The organism is Neobacillus sp. Fa239, assembly GCF_055395235.1.
The window spans coordinates 3,633,469-3,651,217 of record NZ_AP041611.1 but is presented as its reverse complement, the minus strand read 5'-3'; the positions used below and the strand labels follow the sequence as shown (position 1 = coordinate 3,651,217).

19 protein-coding genes and 1 riboswitch are annotated in these 17,749 nt (G+C 36.9%); of the genes, 14 read left to right on the top strand and 5 right to left on the bottom strand.

Annotation, left to right across the window (positions count from 1 at the left end):
- Nucleotides 1-47: 47 nt before the first annotated feature.
- On the bottom strand, nt 48-836 hold the full coding sequence (locus ACZ5XR_RS17810; RefSeq protein WP_464497658.1) for an HAD family hydrolase: 789 nt from the start codon (nt 834-836) through the stop codon (nt 48-50).
- A 260-nt stretch (nt 837-1,096) separates the two neighbouring features.
- Between ACZ5XR_RS17810 and queC the strand changes: the two genes are divergently transcribed.
- The 9 genes from queC (at nt 1,097) to ACZ5XR_RS17765 (ending at nt 9,054) form a co-directional block, all read left to right on the top strand.
- Nucleotides 1,097-1,756 carry a 7-cyano-7-deazaguanine synthase QueC gene (gene queC / locus ACZ5XR_RS17805; protein ID WP_464497657.1) on the top strand — a complete coding sequence of 220 codons (660 nt, stop codon included), beginning with the start codon at nt 1,097-1,099 and terminating at the stop codon, nt 1,754-1,756.
- A 4-nt stretch (nt 1,757-1,760) separates the two neighbouring features.
- The gene (queD, locus tag ACZ5XR_RS17800; protein WP_464497656.1) at nt 1,761-2,243 is read left to right on the top strand and encodes a 6-carboxytetrahydropterin synthase QueD; all 483 of its coding nucleotides are present in this window, start codon (nt 1,761-1,763) and stop codon (nt 2,241-2,243) included.
- Nucleotides 2,236-2,964: a 7-carboxy-7-deazaguanine synthase QueE gene (gene queE, locus ACZ5XR_RS17795; protein WP_464497655.1), complete on the top strand. Its 729-nt coding sequence runs from the start codon at nt 2,236-2,238 to the stop codon at nt 2,962-2,964. Before queD ends, queE begins: the two co-directional genes overlap by 8 nt.
- 125 nt (nt 2,965-3,089) lie before the next feature.
- Nucleotides 3,090-3,851: a polysaccharide deacetylase family protein gene (locus ACZ5XR_RS17790; protein WP_464497654.1), complete on the top strand. Its 762-nt coding sequence runs from the start codon at nt 3,090-3,092 to the stop codon at nt 3,849-3,851.
- Nucleotides 3,852-4,166: 315 nt separating this feature from the next.
- Nucleotides 4,167-4,514, top strand: a complete 348-nt coding sequence (locus ACZ5XR_RS17785; RefSeq protein ID WP_464497653.1) for a hypothetical protein — start codon at nt 4,167-4,169, stop codon at nt 4,512-4,514.
- A gap of 133 nt (nt 4,515-4,647) precedes the next feature.
- A complete protein-coding gene (locus ACZ5XR_RS17780) occupies nt 4,648-6,150 on the top strand; it encodes an aminotransferase class V-fold PLP-dependent enzyme (RefSeq protein WP_464497652.1) in 1,503 nt (500 codons plus the stop codon).
- 100 nt (nt 6,151-6,250) lie between these two features.
- Nucleotides 6,251-6,739 (top strand): L,D-transpeptidase family protein, encoded by a 489-nt coding sequence (locus tag ACZ5XR_RS17775; protein ID WP_464497650.1) that lies wholly within the window; start codon nt 6,251-6,253, stop codon nt 6,737-6,739.
- Nucleotides 6,740-6,829: 90 nt separating this feature from the next.
- Nucleotides 6,830-6,934: riboswitch (SAM riboswitch) on the top strand.
- A gap of 104 nt (nt 6,935-7,038) precedes the next feature.
- Nucleotides 7,039-8,085 (top strand): LLM class flavin-dependent oxidoreductase, encoded by a 1,047-nt coding sequence (locus tag ACZ5XR_RS17770; protein ID WP_464497649.1) that lies wholly within the window; start codon nt 7,039-7,041, stop codon nt 8,083-8,085.
- Between the two features lie 27 nt (nt 8,086-8,112).
- Nucleotides 8,113-9,054 carry an ATP-grasp domain-containing protein gene (locus tag ACZ5XR_RS17765; RefSeq protein ID WP_464497648.1) on the top strand — a complete coding sequence of 314 codons (942 nt, stop codon included), beginning with the start codon at nt 8,113-8,115 and terminating at the stop codon, nt 9,052-9,054.
- A gap of 54 nt (nt 9,055-9,108) precedes the next feature.
- On the opposite strand, the gene ACZ5XR_RS17760 is transcribed toward ACZ5XR_RS17765, so the two are convergent.
- Nucleotides 9,109-10,098: a glutaminase gene (locus tag ACZ5XR_RS17760; RefSeq protein ID WP_464497647.1), complete on the bottom strand. Its 990-nt coding sequence runs from the start codon at nt 10,096-10,098 to the stop codon at nt 9,109-9,111.
- Between the two features lie 235 nt (nt 10,099-10,333).
- Here ACZ5XR_RS17760 and ACZ5XR_RS17755 point away from each other — a divergent pair, with 235 nt between their 5' ends.
- Nucleotides 10,334-10,885: an ArsR/SmtB family transcription factor gene (locus ACZ5XR_RS17755; RefSeq protein WP_464497645.1), complete on the top strand. Its 552-nt coding sequence runs from the start codon at nt 10,334-10,336 to the stop codon at nt 10,883-10,885.
- Nucleotides 10,882-12,195 (top strand): MFS transporter, encoded by a 1,314-nt coding sequence (locus tag ACZ5XR_RS17750; protein ID WP_464497644.1) that lies wholly within the window; start codon nt 10,882-10,884, stop codon nt 12,193-12,195. The genes ACZ5XR_RS17755 and ACZ5XR_RS17750 overlap by 4 nt, the downstream gene beginning before the upstream one ends.
- Before the next feature lie 54 nt (nt 12,196-12,249).
- Here the strand turns inward: ACZ5XR_RS17750 and ACZ5XR_RS17745 are convergent, their stop codons facing one another.
- Nucleotides 12,250-12,780: a YceI family protein gene (locus ACZ5XR_RS17745; protein WP_464497643.1), complete on the bottom strand. Its 531-nt coding sequence runs from the start codon at nt 12,778-12,780 to the stop codon at nt 12,250-12,252.
- A gap of 216 nt (nt 12,781-12,996) precedes the next feature.
- On the opposite strand from ACZ5XR_RS17745, the gene helD reads away from it, so the two are divergent.
- Together helD and ACZ5XR_RS17735 are read left to right on the top strand one after the other, a co-directional pair.
- On the top strand, nt 12,997-15,327 hold the full coding sequence (gene helD / locus ACZ5XR_RS17740; protein WP_464497641.1) for an RNA polymerase recycling motor HelD: 2,331 nt from the start codon (nt 12,997-12,999) through the stop codon (nt 15,325-15,327).
- Nucleotides 15,328-15,588: 261 nt separating this feature from the next.
- The gene (locus tag ACZ5XR_RS17735) at nt 15,589-16,578 is read left to right on the top strand and encodes a quinone oxidoreductase family protein (protein ID WP_464497640.1); all 990 of its coding nucleotides are present in this window, start codon (nt 15,589-15,591) and stop codon (nt 16,576-16,578) included.
- 57 nt (nt 16,579-16,635) lie between these two features.
- Here the strand turns inward: ACZ5XR_RS17735 and ACZ5XR_RS17730 are convergent, their stop codons facing one another.
- Nucleotides 16,636-16,773, bottom strand: coding sequence for a BA3454 family stress response protein (locus tag ACZ5XR_RS17730; RefSeq protein WP_464497639.1), 138 nt, complete (start codon nt 16,771-16,773; stop codon nt 16,636-16,638).
- A gap of 146 nt (nt 16,774-16,919) precedes the next feature.
- Between ACZ5XR_RS17730 and ACZ5XR_RS17725 the strand changes: the two genes are divergently transcribed.
- The gene (locus ACZ5XR_RS17725) at nt 16,920-17,399 is read left to right on the top strand and encodes a GNAT family N-acetyltransferase (RefSeq protein WP_464497638.1); all 480 of its coding nucleotides are present in this window, start codon (nt 16,920-16,922) and stop codon (nt 17,397-17,399) included.
- Nucleotides 17,400-17,408: 9 nt separating this feature from the next.
- Here the strand turns inward: ACZ5XR_RS17725 and ACZ5XR_RS17720 are convergent, their stop codons facing one another.
- Nucleotides 17,409-17,639: a hypothetical protein gene (locus ACZ5XR_RS17720; RefSeq protein WP_464497637.1), complete on the bottom strand. Its 231-nt coding sequence runs from the start codon at nt 17,637-17,639 to the stop codon at nt 17,409-17,411.
- Nucleotides 17,640-17,749 lie beyond the last annotated feature (110 nt).

The window sequence follows — 17,749 nt, the reverse complement described above, 5'->3', positions numbered from 1 at the left end:
AGGCTGTCCGAAATCAATAGGGTCAGACCCTAGGGACAGCCTTTTTTTTATTTAACTAAACCAAGCTTTTTCAATCCATTATAAATCCCTGAGTTTGTGACCTCTGTAGTTTTGTGTTTAGCATATTGAAAGAGATCTGGATGGCCATTTCCCATCGCAAAGCCTTCCCCAACTGCACTAAGCATTTCTTTATCATTCATTCCATCACCGAAGGCAATAGAGTTTTCTTTCTTGATTCCAAGGTGCTTTAAAACCATTTCAACACCGTATCCCTTGTTCACATTGTCCATTATCACATCATAACAATGCTCCAAACCGGGAATATGTACCTGAGACAGGTGGATACCGCCTTCCATATTATAAAGATCGGTTTCACCTTGCTTTACGTTCATCAGGGTTATTCCTAAAACTTTTTGGTTATCTGATGGAGAATAATGGTCATTTTTATGTAATTGGAAATTATCTATAAACCCCTGAGTTATTGGTGATTGCCAATCAGTAAATGCATTTTTCTCATTTGTATACAGAACTGCTTCATGATCGTTTTCTTTCGCTATTTTTAGGAAATGACTTACTATGTTTTCCTTCATTGGTTTTTGAAACAAATCTTCACCCTTATAAGTGGCGTAAGCTCCGTTATAACCAATAAAGGAGTGAATATTTAATACCTCGGCTAGTTCATCAATTTCATGAAGTGGTCTTCCCGTGGCCAGAAAAACTTCAATTCCTTTATTTTGCAGCTGGGAAATTGCATTCTTTGTAGATTCTTCTATTGTATGGTCGGGACGTAAAATTGTCCCATCCACATCTAAAAATAACACTTTGTATTCAGTCATGATTGCTGCCCCTTTATTATTGTTCTGTTTAGTCTACCATTTCTTTAACAAATAAGCACATTTATTGCCATGCAATTCATCAGTTATTAACAAATTTTTTATCTATGAAAAAATTTAATTTGTGGTATAGTAGGTAAAGGAAATTAATATAAAACCGCTTCGTGCGAAAGAGGTTCTAGCACCCCTCTCAAAAAAAACTAAGAGAAACAGTACTGCTTTCTTAGTGGTGCTGTTTTTCTATTTAAAGGAGTTTGAAGGAAATGAAAAACAGCAAAGCACTCGTCGTTTTTAGCGGCGGCCAAGATAGTACCACTTGTTTATTCTGGGCTTTAGACAGATTTCAGGAGGTAGAAGCCGTTACTTTTAACTATAACCAGCGTCATAGTCTTGAAATTGAATGTGCCCAAGCAATTGCAAATGAGCTTGGAGTCAAGCATCATATATTGGATATGGCTTTATTAAATCAATTAGCTCCAAGTGCATTAACGCGAGAAGATATTGAAGTGAAAGAAGGAGTAGAAGGGGAGCTTCCGTCTTCATTTGTTCCGGGAAGAAACTTAATTTTCCTTTCTTTTGCAGGAATTTTAGCTAGTCAAATTGGGGCCAAACATATCGTTACAGGTGTGTGTGAAACCGATTTTAGCGGTTATCCCGATTGCCGGGACATTTTTGTAAAATCATTAAATGTCACGTTAAATTTATCGATGGACTCACAGTTTGTCATCCATACCCCGCTGATGTGGATCAATAAAGCAGAAACCTGGGAGTTAGCTGATCAACTGGGAGCCTTAGATTTTGTTAGGGAAAAAACATTAACCTGTTATAACGGGATTATTGCCGATGGCTGTGGTGAATGCCCTGCCTGTAAATTGAGACAAAAAGGTTTAGAGGAATACCTAAAAGGAAGGAAGGAGTTTTAACATCATGTACGGCTTCCGAATTGTCGATAAACTCCAAAAGATGGATGAAGATATCCAACAAGACCAATTAAAATATCATACGAAACGAGTGCTCGTTAGTAAGGAATTTACATTTGATGCTGCCCATCATTTACATTGTTATGAAGGGAAATGCAAAAATTTACATGGTCACACCTACCGTGTCATCTTTGGCTTGAGCGGGTTAGTGGATGAGCGCGGTCTGATGATGGATTTTGGCGATATTAAAGAAATTTGGAAAAATGAAATTGAAATTTTTCTTGATCATAAATATTTAAATGAAACACTCCCTCCGATGAATACGACTGCAGAAAATATGGTCGTTTGGATCTATGAAAAAATGGCAGAGTCGCTTAAAAAAGATGAAAGACAGACTCAATATCGTGGTGCTAGAGTGGAGTTTGTCCGCTTGTATGAAACTCCTACGAGCTATGCGGAGGCAAGAAGGGAGTGGATGGAGCTTGAGTAAAATTCCTGTACTGGAGATTTTCGGGCCGACTATTCAAGGTGAGGGCATGGTGATTGGGCAGAAAACAATGTTTGTCAGAACCGCAGGCTGCGATTATTCATGCAGCTGGTGTGATTCAGCTTTTACCTGGGATGGAACTGGGAAAAAAGAAATAAAGATGATGACGGCTGAAGAAATTTGGGAAGAATTGAAAACCCTTGGTGGTAGCGGGTTTTCCTTTGTCACTATTTCAGGCGGAAATCCTGCTTTATTAAAGACTTTAGATGGTCTTATTGACCTTTTAAAGCAAAACGATATAACCATTGGATTAGAGACTCAAGGCAGCAAGTGGCAGGAATGGTTTTTAAAGATCGATGAATTAACCATATCACCAAAGCCGCCAAGCTCCAAAATGGTGACGGATTTTTCGATTTTAGATACAATAATAAACAATTTGGTTGAAAACAATCGTGTGAAACATGTTAGTTTAAAGATTGTCATTTTTGATGATCATGACTATGACTATGCTAAAAAAGTCTATCAACGGTATCCAACACTTCCATTCTTTTTACAAGTTGGTAATGATGATATCTCTACGGATAATAATCAGGAATTAATTAGCAGGTTGTTAAATAAATATGAATGGCTGATTGATAAGGTTATGGCAGACCAAGAACTGAAGGATGTTAAAGTCCTTCCACAATTACACACTTATATTTGGGGAAATAAAAGAGGTGTTTAAATCTCTTTTCTACGGAATCGCTTATCTAAATTTGGATAGGCGTATTTTTGTGAAAAAATTCATAAAACTATTCTTTAGTGACGACACTATGAATGAAGATTCCATAGTCAAAATCGAGGTGTTTTATGAAAAAGAGTATCCTGTTTCTATTCATTATTTTAATATTGGTCCTTCCTTCACAAGTTTCTGCTGAGAGGAAAATTCCAATCTTAATCTATCATTCAATCGACCAATTTAAAGGCTACGGCCAAAAGGAACTTTATGTTACACCTGAAAATTTTGAAAAGCAAATGGCTTTTTTACGTGATCATGGCTTTACATTATTAACGTTCGATCGCTGGGAGGATAGGAATAAAGTAAATAAACCGATTTTTATTACATTTGATGATGGATATAAGAACAATCTAACAGCCTATTTTATCCTAAAAAGGCTGAAGACTGATCATTTCAACCCTTCCGCGACATTTTTTATTATTTCTGATTTTACGACACGGTCAAATCGATTATCAAAAGCAGATTTAAAAATGCTGGCAGATTCAGGCATGATTTCCATCCAGTCTCATACGGCAACGCATCCAGATTTGACGGGGATAGAAAACCTTGAATATGAATTGAAAGCGTCAAAAGAAAAAATACAATCCATCACAGGAAAACCAGTAATCGCATTGGCTTATCCATATGGAGCTTATAATGATCATGTAATAGATGCAACAAAAAAATATTATCTTTTTGGGCTTTCAACCATACCTAAAATGTTTGAGGAAAGAGGAATGAAAAATGAGAACTATTTGCTACCGCGGATTTATATCAAAAATTCTTCCACACTTGAAGATTTTGCAGAGGCTGTGGGAATTAGAAGAAATGTACCGATGACTCGCATGAAATAAAGCAGGAACCAAAAAACAATAAGTAAAAATGTAACGTTTGGCAGTTGAACGAGCTTAGCTTCATAGCCAAGAACTCACCACAATGTTAATTCCTAACCAGAGAATGATAAGCTCGGACAACTTCATAACTCAATACTATCTTAAACGATTTTATTTAAAAACAAATGAAAAAAATGTTAATGATTTGTTAAAGTTTTTGTAGATAAAAACTCCTCCGTTCGCCAAATAATGATATTACTTTGTAACCTATCCGAAACTTTTATGTAAAAAAACATCGATATAATAAAAGAAATGACGATTAGGGCAGGTGGCTTCATGGAAGAGACAATGGTTAAATCATATTTGCAAAAATCTCTGGACGAGTGGAAGGACGATATTTCCCAATTCCTTGATGAAATCGATAAAGAATATGAGCAAGTTTCACAAGATTTAAAGGTTTATTCCTATAAATATAACATCACGAAACAAGTAATCCAATCAACTGTAAACGAAGAAATCATCGAAAATATTCGTCTACGGTATCATAAACCTTTTGAAGAAAGCTATAATCAACTCAAGGAAACAATCCGTGAGTTAGAAGAAAAACGAAAAGTTTTTCAAATGTTCATCCAAAAAATTGATGAAGTGGTCAGAAAAGAAACAGCAAAAGTACAACTTACATAGTAAAAAGTAAATATAGTTACGATTTGAGCATTTCCTTTATTGGAATGCTTTTTTTTGGTTAATACAGTGGAACCAGCTTCTCCATGCCATGCATATATTGATAAACAGAGGAATGATTGAAGAGGTGAAACCAATGATCACCGCCATAATTGGCAGCAAAACGTATACATTATCTGAAAATCTCGAGGAATATTTTCAGAAATTTCGTGCACAAGTAATTGGGATGAACCATTACTTTGATTCACCTTATGGAAAAAAAAGAATCATATATGCAGACTGGACCGCTAGCGGGCGGCTTTATAGGCCAATAGAACAGAAAATATCCGAGGTATTTGGTCCATATATGGCCAATACCCATACAGAATCAAATATCACCAGTTTAATGATGACAGGAATATATAAACAGTCGAAAATGATTATCAAACAACATGTTCACGCCGATCATCATGATGTCGTAATTCTTGATGGTTTTGGGATGACGTCTGTCATTAATAAATTTCAAAGAATATTGGGAATCAAAATCCCTGAAAAGTTTAAGGGCCATTTAAACATTCCAGAGAAAGATAGGCCGGTCGTTTTTCTCACTCATATGGAGCACCATTCCAACCAAACTTCCTGGCTGGAGACGATTTCTGATGTAGTCATTATGTCTCCAGATGAAAATGGATTGGTTGATTGCAGGCAGCTTGAGGAGCTGCTCATAAAATATAAAGATCGTCGAATTAAAATCGGTTCATTTTCAGCCTGCTCCAATGTAACGGGGATTCAAACACCCTATCACCAATTGGCCAAAATAATGCATCTGCATGGGGGACTCTGTTTTGTGGACTTTGCGGCATCTGCTCCATATGTCCAAATGGATATGCATCCGGAAGATCCTTTGGAAAAATTAGATGCGATCTTTTTTTCACCGCACAAGTTTTTAGGCGGACCAGGTTCTAGTGGTGTCTTAGTGTTCGACAGCCGTCTATATATAAACCAAGTACCTGACCATCCAGGTGGAGGTACGGTAACATGGACTAATCCCTGGGGAGAACATCACTATTATCCCGACATTGAGATTAGAGAGGATGGTGGAACACCGGGTATTCTCCAAGCAATCCGCACTGCACTCGTCTTAAATTTAAAAGATCAAATGGGAGTCAAAAATATAATAGCAAGGGAAAAAGAATTATTATCTATCTTATTGAAAGAAATGAAAGAAATTTCGGGTGTTCACATATTAGAAGGGCAAATTGAGGATCGAATCGGGATTGTTTCCTTTTACATTGAAAATATTCACCATAATTTAGTTGTCCGGTTGTTAAATGATCGGTTCGGCTTTCAAGTTAGAGGGGGATGTTCCTGTGCAGGTACCTATGGTCATTATTTATATGATATCGACCCGACTGCATCCAAACTGATAACCGATAAAATTGATCAAGGTGATTTGTCGGAAAAACCTGGTTGGATAAGGGTTTCCCTTCATCCTGTTATGACGAATGAAGAAATCATTAAATTTGTGCAAGCGATTAAGGAGATTACAAGTTATATTGATGTTTGGGGTAAGGATTATATTTATGATTCCTCAAGTAATGATTATTTTTACGTCCATCATGAAAGAGAAGACATGTCCCTGCTTTTTCGATTTAAATAATATAAAAAGAGGCATACCGATGCCTCTTTTATGATATGACCTAAAATGTCAACGGCTGATATGTTGGGGCATATGCTAATCAAATAAAGGAGGGGGTAACATGATTCACACTGTAAAACCCGGTGAAACCCTTGGAAGCATTTCAGCAGATTATCGAGTCAGCCTTCATCAGCTTTATGCAGCAAATCCGGGGATTGGCCATTTAATGGTGGGCCAAAGGATTCAAATTCCCGGTTTGCCAAACCCCAATTCTATCCCTTATTCTATCCAAATATCGATTGGGAAGCGAAGGCTTGCCTTATTCCAAAATGGTAAATTAGCCAGAGTTTATCCAATTGCGGTAGGTAAAATGTTGACCAATACACCAGCTGGTGAATTTGTCATTGTCAATCGTGAATTGAATCCAGGTGGCCCATTTGGAGTCATGTGGCTGTCTTTATCGAAACAGGGCTACGGTATACATGGTACCAATGATCCAAGTTCGATTGGGAAAGCAGTCTCGCATGGTTGTGTAAGAATGTATAACCGGGATGTTCTTCAGCTTGCAGAGCTCGTTCCTAATGGAACGAGAGTTGTCATTCAGCAATAATTGATAAGTATTAATTGACAATATCAAATATTTGTACTATTATCACATTAAATAATTAATTATTTCGAAAAACTAATAATTTAATAATTCTTCTTATAAAGAGAGGTGGAGGGACTGGCCCTTTGAAGCCTCGGCAGCAGGTTCTTAAGAATACTGTGCCAAATCCATCAAACATTTATGTTTGAAAGATAGGAAGAGAGAAAAAGGCTCTCTTCTAGTTATGAAGTGAGTTTTTTTATTTAGCAAAAAACCAACTTTATTGGTTGGAAAAGTAGAGATTAGAAGAGGAGAGAGAAACCATGAAATTTGGATTTTGGCTACCGATTTTTGGAGGATGGTTAAGAAATGTTGAGGATGAAAAGATGCCGCCAACATTTGATTACGCCAAAACGGTGATCCAATCGGCAGAAAAATGGGGTTATTCCACCACATTAATAGCGGAATTATATTTGAATGATATAAAAGGACCTGAGTCGGATTCACTTGAAGCATGGTCGACAGCGGCTGCTCTTGCGGCTGTTACAGAAAAAATCGAAATCATGACAGCAGTTAGACCTGGATTCCATAATCCGGCAGTTACAGCGAAAATGGCGGCTAATATTGATCAAATCAGCAAGGGAAGATTCACGTTAAATGTTGTTTCTGCCTGGTGGGAAGAAGAAGCCCGTCAGTACGGCGGAATCTTTACTGAGCATGATGAACGATATGACCGCACGAAAGAATTTATAGATGTATTAAAGGGCTTTTGGACAGAAGAAACGTTTTCATATGATGGTAAATTTTATCAAATTAAGGATGCAAAACTTTCACCAAAACCTATTCAACGTCCTAATCCAATCTTGTATGCTGGAGGAGAAAGCCCAAAAGGAAAGCAGACCATTGTTGAGAAGTGTGATGCCTATGTGATGCACGGTGGAACAGTTGCAGAAATTGAGAAAAAAATCAGTGAAATGAAATCGTTACGGGAACAAACTGGGAATCCTGAACTGAACTCTTTTGGGATGGCGGCATATGTCATTTGCCGGGAAACGGAAGAGGAAGCAATTGCGGAATTGGCAAGAATCACTGATGTAAAAGAATCAAGTGGCTATGCTGGTTTTAAAGATTTTACAAGCAAATCGCAGCTTGAGCAGAAAATTCAGCTTCAGGATTATTCTGTTTCTAATCGCGGATTACGCCCAAATTTGGTGGGTACGCCTTCACAAATTGCTGAACGAATTTTACAATATGAACAAGCAGGTCTTGACCTATTACTTCTTCAATTTTCACCGCAGCTTGAAGAAATGGAACAGTTTAGCAAGCTGGTAATGCCGCTGGTAGAGGAAAAACGAAAGCAGCTAGCCTAGATTTTCAGAATGAGAGGGGATTTTAAATTGAGTAAAGTTTATATTATCCATGAGAATGAGGAATGGACCGTACACCTCACAAAACGTTTAGAAGAACTGGAAGTACCTTATGAAGAATGGCATTTAGATAGCGGCAGACTAGATTTATCAAAAGAGCCGCCTGAAGGTGTTTTTTATAGCCGAATGAGTGCATCATCGCATACGAGGAACCATCGATTTGCGCCAGAGTTTACCGCACAGGTTCTAGCCTGGCTTGAAGCCCATGGGCGCAAGGTGTTTAACGGCTCACGAGCACTCCAGCTTGAGGTTAGTAAGGTACTGCAATATTTAGAATTAAATAAACATGGTATTGTAACACCGCGTACAATCGCTGCCGCAGGCATTGGGCAAATTCTTGAAGCTTCAGGAGAGTTTATCGGGGCACCGTTTATCACCAAGCACAACCGTGCCGGAAAAGGGCTTGGCGTTCAATTGTTCCAAACTGTTGAGTCGCTAAGGGCATATGTTGAAGGACCTGAATTCGAAGAGCCGGTCGATGGAATAACATTGATTCAAGAATACATTCAATCACCTGAAAGCTATATAACCCGCTGTGAGTTTGTTGGAGGGAAGTTTGTTTATGCAGTGAAGGTTGATACCTCGGAAGGGTTCCAATTATGTCCTGCCGATGCTTGCCAAATTGGTGATTTATTTTGCCCAGTTGGGGAGCAGGTGGAGGAAAAGCCGAAATTCCAAATTATTGATGGTTTTTCAGATCCGATTATTGAAAAATATGAGCAGGTGCTGGCAGCTAATCATGTACAGGTGGCCGGTATCGAATTTATCCGTAATGAAGCTGGTGAGATATTCACCTATGATATAAACACAAATACGAATTATAATTCAGATGCGGAAGCAAAAGCCGGGAAATATGGAATGCTCGAATTAGCAATATTCTTAAAAAATGAGTTACATAAATTGAATTCTTAACTAGTTTTATAAAAATCATTAAAGAGAAGCTCCCCAAAATTGGAGAGCTTCTTTTTACAGAACACGAAAATTCCATTCTTTTGAGAGATGCTTTAAGAGCATGACTCCGGCGGAGCTATTACCGTGTTTATCAATCGCCGGTCCATATAATCCGATACCCCAGCTTGGTGACCTCAGTTCTTGCCCTTTTGCATTAGGTGGGATAGCTGCCATAATTCCTCCGGAAACACCACTTTTTGCAGGGATACCAACAAATGCAGCGAATCGGCCTGAATAATCGTACATACCACAGGTGTACATTAATGTTTTTGTTAAACTGGCTACTTCTTGAGAAAAAATCGAATCTTTTGAATAAGGGTGGATGCCGTCCATCGCTAAAATCAGTCCGATCTGTGCTAATTCTGAAATGTTCAGCTCAATGGAACAAAGTTTTAAATAAACCTCGATAGCTTCTTCAACATCACCAAGCAGGTATCCCGTTTCCTTCAGCCAGTACGCAAGTGAGCGATTCCTGTTCGCTGTTTTCCACTCAGACCAAAAAACATCGTCATTAATCACAGGCTTTCGACCAATCATTTTTTCAATAAATAAAAGGAGGGAATTGATTTTTTCAGCAGGCGTTTCACCCGGAAGAAGGGAAGCAACCGTTATCGCCCCGGCATTTATCATTGGATTAAAAGGTCTGCCAGGGTGGCTTAATTCCAACCGAAAGATGGAATTAAAGGCATCACCTGTCGGCTCGACATCTACATAATTCATGATAGGTGGAATGCCTCTGGCCGTGCAGGCATAGATAAAGCTGATTACTTTGGAGATACTTTGCATGGTAAAACTTATTTCAGTGTCACCTGAGATCAGCAATGTTCCATCGGATGAAAGTAAACAAATTCCTAAATGATCTGGATTCGCTTTTTTTAAGGCAGGAATATAGCTCGCTGTCGCTCCATTTTTCGTAAAGCTTTTGTATTGTAACACCCATTCATCAAGCTCTTGCTGCATTGTTTGGATTGGATTTTTAATGTTTTCAGGTTTAAGTTTCACCATTTGTTTCGTGTCCTTTCTAGACGCTATCATATATAGTTTTTATCAATAAACAAGAAAATAACAATTTAATCTTAATTCATGAAGGTTAAGAAGAAAAGTTGAATAGATGTAGAAAAAACGAGAAATATCACGATGAAAATAAATTGTATATATAGCCGTCCTTTATTACAATCAAATTAAATAAAACGTTCAAGAAAAATTGAACGTTAAAAATAAATTGAAGGGACAATGAAATGTGAAAAAGCAAATAGATCATTTCGATATAACATCAATAGAACAGGCAAAAGTACTCTCAAATGAACTAAGAATGAAAATACTAACCCTATTTAATGACGGTAAACCTCGTACAGCAAAGCAGGTTGCAGATGAGCTAGGACTTTCCCCTTCAAAAATTCATTATCATGTCCGGGAACTTGTCAAAGTTAATCTGCTCTTTCTTTATGATACGAACGAGATTAACGGGATTGTTGAAAAGTATTATTTACCTATAGCGAAGGATTTTCGAATTGTCATTAAAAAGCTTGAAACAGATATTGAAGGGAAGCAACAGATTATTAACCACACTTTAACTGTATTTAAAAAGCAGTTTATTGAAGCTTTTAAGGATGATTTAGATGAATCGCTGCTCCAAGTAATGAATTTGGATTTGTCAAAAGAGGATAAAGATGAGGTGATAAATGACCTCAAGGAATTATCAGCCAAGTGGGTCCAAAAATCGAATAAGGAAAAGGGGAGGAAAAATACTTATGGAATGGTTCTTTCTGTCTTTCCAAAGGAGGATGTATGAAAAACAACAAGGGATTTCTTAGTTTTTTACTTATTTGGGGAGGGCAGCTCGGGTCATTACTTGGCTCAAGTTTAACCTCTTTTGCACTTGGAGTGTATGTATTGCAAAAATCTGGTTCTATAGCGAACTTTTCAATCACATTATTATGTATGACATTGCCAGGGCTTATAGCTGCACCATTTGTAGGTATTCTAGTTGATAAATGGAGCCGCAAAGGCATGATGCTTTTAAGTGATATATTAGCTGCTGCTGCAACATTGGGAATCGGCGCCATTCTTATCTTTTCTCATTTAGAACTATGGCATATCTATATTAGCGTATCAATTGCCTCCATTTCAGGAATTATTCAATTCCCTGCCTACCAATCAATTGTATCGCAGATTGTTGAGAAGGAACATCTTGGCAGAGCAAATGGATTAATTCAAGTATGTGAGTCAGCAACAATGATTGTAGCTCCACCACTTGCAGGTGTCCTTTTACCACTTATACAATTACAGGGCATTATTGTTATTGACTTCTTCTCCTTCTTCTTAGCTATTTTTTCACTTCTATTCGTCAAAATACCTTCGCATCTTGTCATACCCGTACGAAACAAAAAACAATCTGTCTCACATGATCTATTAGAAGGAATTAATTATCTCCGTCATCATCGAAGTTTATTATGGTTACTAGTTTACTTCGCATTTACTAATTTTTTACTCGGATTTGTAAACGTTCTCTTACAACCTCTTATCCTTTCGATCAGTAATGTTCAGAACCTAGGCATCGTTTTATCATGTTTGGGATTAGCGATGGCAGCGGGCGGTCTGGTCATGAGCCTTTGGGGAGGGCCAAGAAAAAAAGCAAAAGCAATTTTATATTTTGGTTCGATAAGTGCCTGCGCCTCTACTTTCGTCGGTGCAAGTACTTCAATTCCAATTATATGTATTTTTTTATTTGTTGAATTTTTCTTTTTGCCCTTTGGCAACAGCTGTTCACAGGTTATTTGGCAAACGAAGGTGGAATTAAAAGTTCAAGGACGTGTATTTGCTTTAAGAAGAATGATTGCCATGTCTCTAATGCCAATAGCTTATGGACTGTCAGGCCCATTAAACCAATATATCTTATCCCCGTTTATGGCCGCAAACAGTGTCGGAACACGCCTATTTGGTTCTTGGCTGGGGTCAGGTGAGCAAGCAGGGATTCGGCTTTTTTTTATCATAATCGGTTTATGCTGGCTCCTACTATCTGTTACATTATCCTTTAAAAAGGAAATTAAGCATTTAGATGAACAAACACAAAAAGAACAGAATCAGGTATTAACAGTATAATTCATACTAAAAAGAGGATGGACCCTTTAGTTAAGCCATCCTCACTTTCAATTATTAAGCTTTTGCCGCTTGAATTTGAAGATTGATTTTTACTTTATCGCCTACTAAAACGCCGCCGGTTTCAAGCGCTGCGTTCCATGTTAGGCCGTAATCTGAACGGTTAACTGTACCTGTGGCACTAAAACCAACTTTTTCATTTCCCCATGGATCTTTTCCTTGTCCTTCGAAAGTAACCGCAAATGTTTCTTGTTTTGTTACTCCGTGTAAGGTTAAATCACCACTTACATTGTATTCACCTTCATCTGTTTTTTCGATGGAAGTAGAACGGAAAGTCATGTTTGGATATTTTTCAACATCAAAGAAATCAGCTGAAACTAAGTGGCCGTCTCGATCTTTATTTCGAGTATCAACACTGGCAGTATCAATTGTGAATTCAATGTTTGCTGATGTTAAATCTGTTGGATCAGCTTCAATTGTTGCATTGAAGTTGTGAAATGCTCCTTTTACATTTGCGATCATCATATGACGAATTGAAAAATCTACACTGCTGTGTACTGGATCTAAAGCCCATTTAGTATTTGTCATTTTTGTTTCTCCTCCAATTTGTTTTGAATTCATTTATCTCGAAATTAAAATAACTTAATTCAAGGTAAATTATATGTTGTGGATTACCATTTTGTCAATCGTTTTTGAAGGGAATTTTATTTTTTTGTAGAAACTGTAGAAAGCTAAGATTTTTGGGTCAATATCCTAAAAAAATGAACATATTAATGGAGAAGGCAAATTTTGGAGAGTGGTTCAATGAGTAGTATGCAAAATAAAGACTGGCAAATGGAGCAAGAGCGGATTGAATTTGTTGTAAATGAAATCGATAAAAAAACAGGGAAATTTGGTCAAAATGCAGGAAAAGTAACCAAAGATGTTCTAGAGCTGAGGAGGACTTTTTGGGAGGACGTTACCGTCAATATGGATGAACCGGATGATGTGGTAGAAACGGCAGCAAGTATCAAACAACAAGCTGAATTACTTTCAGAAAGAGAACGAACACATAAACAAATTGATAAACAGCTTAAAACCTTGGCGCGATTAAAGTATTCCCCGTACTTTGGTCGAATTGATTTTACCGAAAAAGGTGAAAAAACGACTGAGCCAATTTATCTTGGGATTGCTTCACTAATGGATGAAGATGACGAAAACTTCCTAATTTACGATTGGCGCGCGCCGGTCTCAAGTCTTTATTATGATTACCCGCCTGGACCTGCCCAGTATAAAACCATGGAAGGCATGATTGAAGGAGAAATGGTTTTAAAGCGTCAATTTATTATTAGAGCTTCGAAAATAAAAGCAATGTTTGATACAGGGGTAACGATTGGTGATGAGATTCTTCAAGAAGTACTTGGAAACAATGCAAGTACACAAATGAAAAGCATAGTAGCTACCATTCAGCGAGAGCAGAATTTAATCATTCGAAATGAAAATAGTAAATACCTTATTGTCCAGGGTGTAGCAGGAAGTGGAAAAACCTCTGCCGCTCTTCAAAGGGTTGCCTATTTGCTTTATCGCTATCGTGAAACGCTTAAATCGGAAAACATTATGCTTTTTTCTCCCAACCCTTTATTTAATAGTTATGTTGCCACAGTACTTCCTGAATTGGGGGAGGAGAACATGCAGCAGGTGACATTCCAAGAGTACTTATACAATCGTTTAGGTAAAGAATTTGATGTGGAAGATCCATTTACCCAGATGGAGTTTTTGTTAGGGGACGAAAAAACGGATGAATACCAAATTAGAGTAGAAAGCATTCGTTATAAAGCAAGTTTAGCTTTTAAAAAACTGATTGACAGTTATGCGTCGCACTTATCAGAGGAAGGATTAATCTTTAAAGATTTACTATTTAGAGGAGATATCATTATTTCTAAGGAAGCGATTCTTGATTATTTTTATACCTTAGATAAGGCTTTTTCCATACCGAATCGAATCCAGCTTGTAAGGGAATGGCTTCTTAAAGAATTAAAGAGAAGGGTCAAACAGGAGCGTTCAAAAAGCTGGGTAGAGGAGGAAACACAATATCTCGAAAAAGAAGATTATTTGCAAGCATATAAGAAGCTTCAGGAAAAGAATCAGTTTACCGAGAATACATTTGATGATTTCGAAACGGAACAAAAATTCCTTGCTGAAATGATTGTAAAGGAAAGATTTAAACCGCTTTTTGTTCGAGTAAAAAATTTAAAATTTGTAGATATTCAAGCAATTTATTTGAATCTATTTGAAACCAATCTAAGAAGCAATCGCATCTTACCATTACACTGGAACGAAATTTGTCACCAAACATCTGCAATCTTGACAAAAAAGAAAATTCCTTATGAAGACGCAACTCCTTATGTATATTTGCAGGATTTAATTGAAGGACGAAAATCGAATACTGCTATTCGTCATATTTTTATTGATGAGGCACAAGATTATTCCCCGTTTCAGTTTGCCTTTATCGAGCGGCTGTTCCCATATAGCAAAATGACATTGCTTGGAGACTTTAATCAAGCAATTTTTTCGGGTGCTACGGGTTCTCCAATCGTATTAACAGATTTCAAGAATGAGGAGGGGGATGTTGCAACATTTTTTTTAACTAAAACCTATCGCTCAACTAAAGAGATTGTGGAATTCACCAGTACTTTAATTGAGGGGGGAGAGCAAATTATTCCCTTTAACCGTAAAGGGCTGAAACCTTCATTAATTTTCACAAATCCAGAAGAAATAATGGATGTTGTTCATGAAAAAATAAAGACTCTGCAAAGTAGGGGACATCGAACAATTGCTGTTATTTGCAGAACGGCAAAAGAAAGTAGGAGCATTTATGCTGCACTTAAACAGGAAGTCAATTTTCATTTGATTGAAAAGGGTACACTTTCCTACGAAAAAGGAATTCTTGTCATTCCTTCTTATCTTGCGAAGGGGATCGAATTTGACGCGGTTATCGTTTTCGACAGCTCTCAGTATCGAAGAGAAAGTGAACGAAAACTATTTTATACCGTATGCACTAGAGCCATGCACGAACTTCATATTCTTGCAACAAATGGCATAAGCCCCCTCATGTCCTCTGTTTCAAAGAATACGTATTTAGTAAATGAAAAATAAGGCAGCAAACACAGCTGCCTTATTTTAATATTAAATAGCCTCGTAAATAATCGTTTTTTTCCTCAACCCCTTTTTCCCTCAATACATATGTATCATAGCCGCAATCTTCATATAGTCATTAAAATAATTTCAGCAAAATAAAGATAGAAATAAACATTCCAATGTTGGAATAAATTTCTTGATTTAATTAAATTTTCGATAATCATTAAAAATATAACTTGTTTCATAAAAATGAACAAATGAAAATAGGGGGGTAATTCAATGAAAGCAATCACTGTAAATGTTGACCAAAAGGATTCACTTCTATTAGAAGAAGTTGAAAGACCTGTAATTGGAACCGATGAGGTCTTGATTAAAGTGGTAGCAGCAGCATTAAATCATCGGGACTTGTATATGAATGAACAATGGCAAGCTTTAAAAGGATATGGGAAGTTTATCGCAGGCGGGGATGCTGCAGGAGTGATTGTTGAGCTTGGCCATCAAGTTGTGGGGTGGGAAATTGGTCAAGAGGTAATAATAAACCCTTTATTGGTTGATGATGGAGTGGAAGGGATTTTTCCTGAATTTTTAGGCGGACCGACAAATGGAACGTTTGCGGAATTTGTAAAAGCCCCTGCCAAATATATATTAAAAAAGCCATCATATTTATCATTCGATGAAGCTGCAGCGCTTCCATTAGCATTGAGCACCGCTTGGGGAAATGTAGTGACCCAAGGTAAACTAAAAGAAGGTGAAACCTTGCTTCTTCAAGGGGTTGGCGGCGGAGTCGCCTTGTTTATATTACAGCTTGCTGTAAAAAGAGGGATAAAGGTCATTGTTACGTCTAGTTCTGATAAGAAAATTGAACAGGCACTCGATATGGGGGCTGTATATGGGATTAATTATAGGTCTGATAATGTTATCGAAAAGGTTATGGAATTTACAAAAGGTAATGGAGTGGATGTGGCCATTGATGGAGCTGGGAAGGACGCAATTGAATCCAGCATTTATTCATTGGGAAAGAATGGAAGATTATTAGTCTTTGGCTCTGCATCTGGAGCATTTAATTGGGAACGTTTAGAAAATATAAATCATCAAGAGACGGGGATGGTTCCTCAAGCTGAACTCGAAGAAGCATTGAGGTTTTACGAAAAACACCAAATCCATCCAGTATTATCAGAAAAGGTTTATCATTTGGAAAATTATTTAGAAGCATATCAGGAAATTAGAGAAGGCAGGCAGTTTGGGAAGGTAATCTTAAGAATCAGTTAAATTAGTAAAAAGGAGGGAAAACCATTTTAAAATGGTTTTCCCTCCTTTTTTATTTTTTTATTGGTTTTTCCATTGCTTTTTGACCTGTTCATAGGCTAGCTGGGAGATTACCTCTTCCGGGGTAGTCCTGGAGGTAATGACGTTAGTTAAATAATTTTTTCCTTCAAAAGTAACCAATACATTGACTTGAACCATCTAAATCACCTTTCTTTATGCTTAAAAGCTTATTAACTTAAAAACAAACAACTTTATATATTTATTATTTGAAAAATTTTATATGACTTTTTTTATTTGGAGGGTTATGATTGTCCTATAACCGCAAGCTAATCGGAGGAATCTTAATGACAATGCATTTTGAAAAGATTACCAAAAATACCTTATATATTGCACAAGAAATAATAAACTCAAATTTATCATATAACCTACTAGAGAATGGCCATGAATTTAGAAATATTGAAGAAGTAGAAAAAGAGTTTTTAAACCAAGAGTCAATAAGTGTTTTTGTAAAATTGGATGATACTTATATAGGGATAATCGATTATTTACTTGATAACCCAAAGGATCATTTTCCATGGCTTGGGCTTTTAATGATTCATTCCGATTACCAAGGGTATGGATTTGGCGTACAAGCATTTCATTTGTTTGAAGCAGAATTAATAGAAAGAGGGCTAGAGTTTGTTCGAATAGGTGTGATAAAAGATAATATAAAAGCACATCTTTTTTGGAAATCTTTGGGCTTTACATGGATTAAAACAGTTACAGGGCATTACAATAATGAAATTTACTGTTATGAGAAACGATTAGACAAAAAACAAAATTGATGAAAGCTTTTAAACCTCTAGTAAAAGGAATTCCTCCGCAAATTTTTGCACTTGGGCTTTATCAATTTTATTTTTTTTCAATAAAGTTTCTGCGATGACTAATAAGGGCTGCACTAAAACATTTCTCTTTAATTCTCGAATAGATACATCGCCATTTAATAGTTGAATGGCCTTTTCTTTGATGTCTTGACTCTTTGAAGACTGGTATAGGAGATAAGCGATACATGTGACTTTATCCACCAATAAATCCTCCTTCATAACAAGAATCGAACATACATTTTTAAATTCGACGATAATCTTGAATATCCTGCTAATAATCTGAAAAATCTTAAAAAATATGACAAAAGTTT

What these genes read in the sequence shown, in the direction of transcription:
- ACZ5XR_RS17810 (WP_464497658.1), bottom strand. Translation starts at nt 836, where the DNA reads ATGACTGAATACAAAGTGTTATTTTTAGATGTGGATGGGACAATTTTA.
- queC (WP_464497657.1), top strand. Translation starts at nt 1,097, where the DNA reads ATGAAAAACAGCAAAGCACTCGTCGTTTTTAGCGGCGGCCAAGATAGT.
- queD (WP_464497656.1), top strand. Translation starts at nt 1,761, where the DNA reads ATGTACGGCTTCCGAATTGTCGATAAACTCCAAAAGATGGATGAAGAT.
- ACZ5XR_RS17790 (WP_464497654.1), top strand. Translation starts at nt 3,090, where the DNA reads ATGAAAAAGAGTATCCTGTTTCTATTCATTATTTTAATATTGGTCCTT.
- ACZ5XR_RS17785 (WP_464497653.1), top strand. Translation starts at nt 4,167, where the DNA reads ATGGAAGAGACAATGGTTAAATCATATTTGCAAAAATCTCTGGACGAG.
- ACZ5XR_RS17780 (WP_464497652.1), top strand. Translation starts at nt 4,648, where the DNA reads ATGATCACCGCCATAATTGGCAGCAAAACGTATACATTATCTGAAAAT.
- ACZ5XR_RS17775 (WP_464497650.1), top strand. Translation starts at nt 6,251, where the DNA reads ATGATTCACACTGTAAAACCCGGTGAAACCCTTGGAAGCATTTCAGCA.
- ACZ5XR_RS17770 (WP_464497649.1), top strand. Translation starts at nt 7,039, where the DNA reads ATGAAATTTGGATTTTGGCTACCGATTTTTGGAGGATGGTTAAGAAAT.
- ACZ5XR_RS17760 (WP_464497647.1), bottom strand. Translation starts at nt 10,098, where the DNA reads ATGGTGAAACTTAAACCTGAAAACATTAAAAATCCAATCCAAACAATG.
- ACZ5XR_RS17750 (WP_464497644.1), top strand. Translation starts at nt 10,882, where the DNA reads ATGAAAAACAACAAGGGATTTCTTAGTTTTTTACTTATTTGGGGAGGG.
- ACZ5XR_RS17745 (WP_464497643.1), bottom strand. Translation starts at nt 12,780, where the DNA reads ATGACAAATACTAAATGGGCTTTAGATCCAGTACACAGCAGTGTAGAT.
- helD (WP_464497641.1), top strand. Translation starts at nt 12,997, where the DNA reads ATGAGTAGTATGCAAAATAAAGACTGGCAAATGGAGCAAGAGCGGATT.
- ACZ5XR_RS17735 (WP_464497640.1), top strand. Translation starts at nt 15,589, where the DNA reads ATGAAAGCAATCACTGTAAATGTTGACCAAAAGGATTCACTTCTATTA.
- ACZ5XR_RS17730 (WP_464497639.1), bottom strand. Translation starts at nt 16,773, where the DNA reads ATGGTTCAAGTCAATGTATTGGTTACTTTTGAAGGAAAAAATTATTTA.
- ACZ5XR_RS17725 (WP_464497638.1), top strand. Translation starts at nt 16,920, where the DNA reads ATGACAATGCATTTTGAAAAGATTACCAAAAATACCTTATATATTGCA.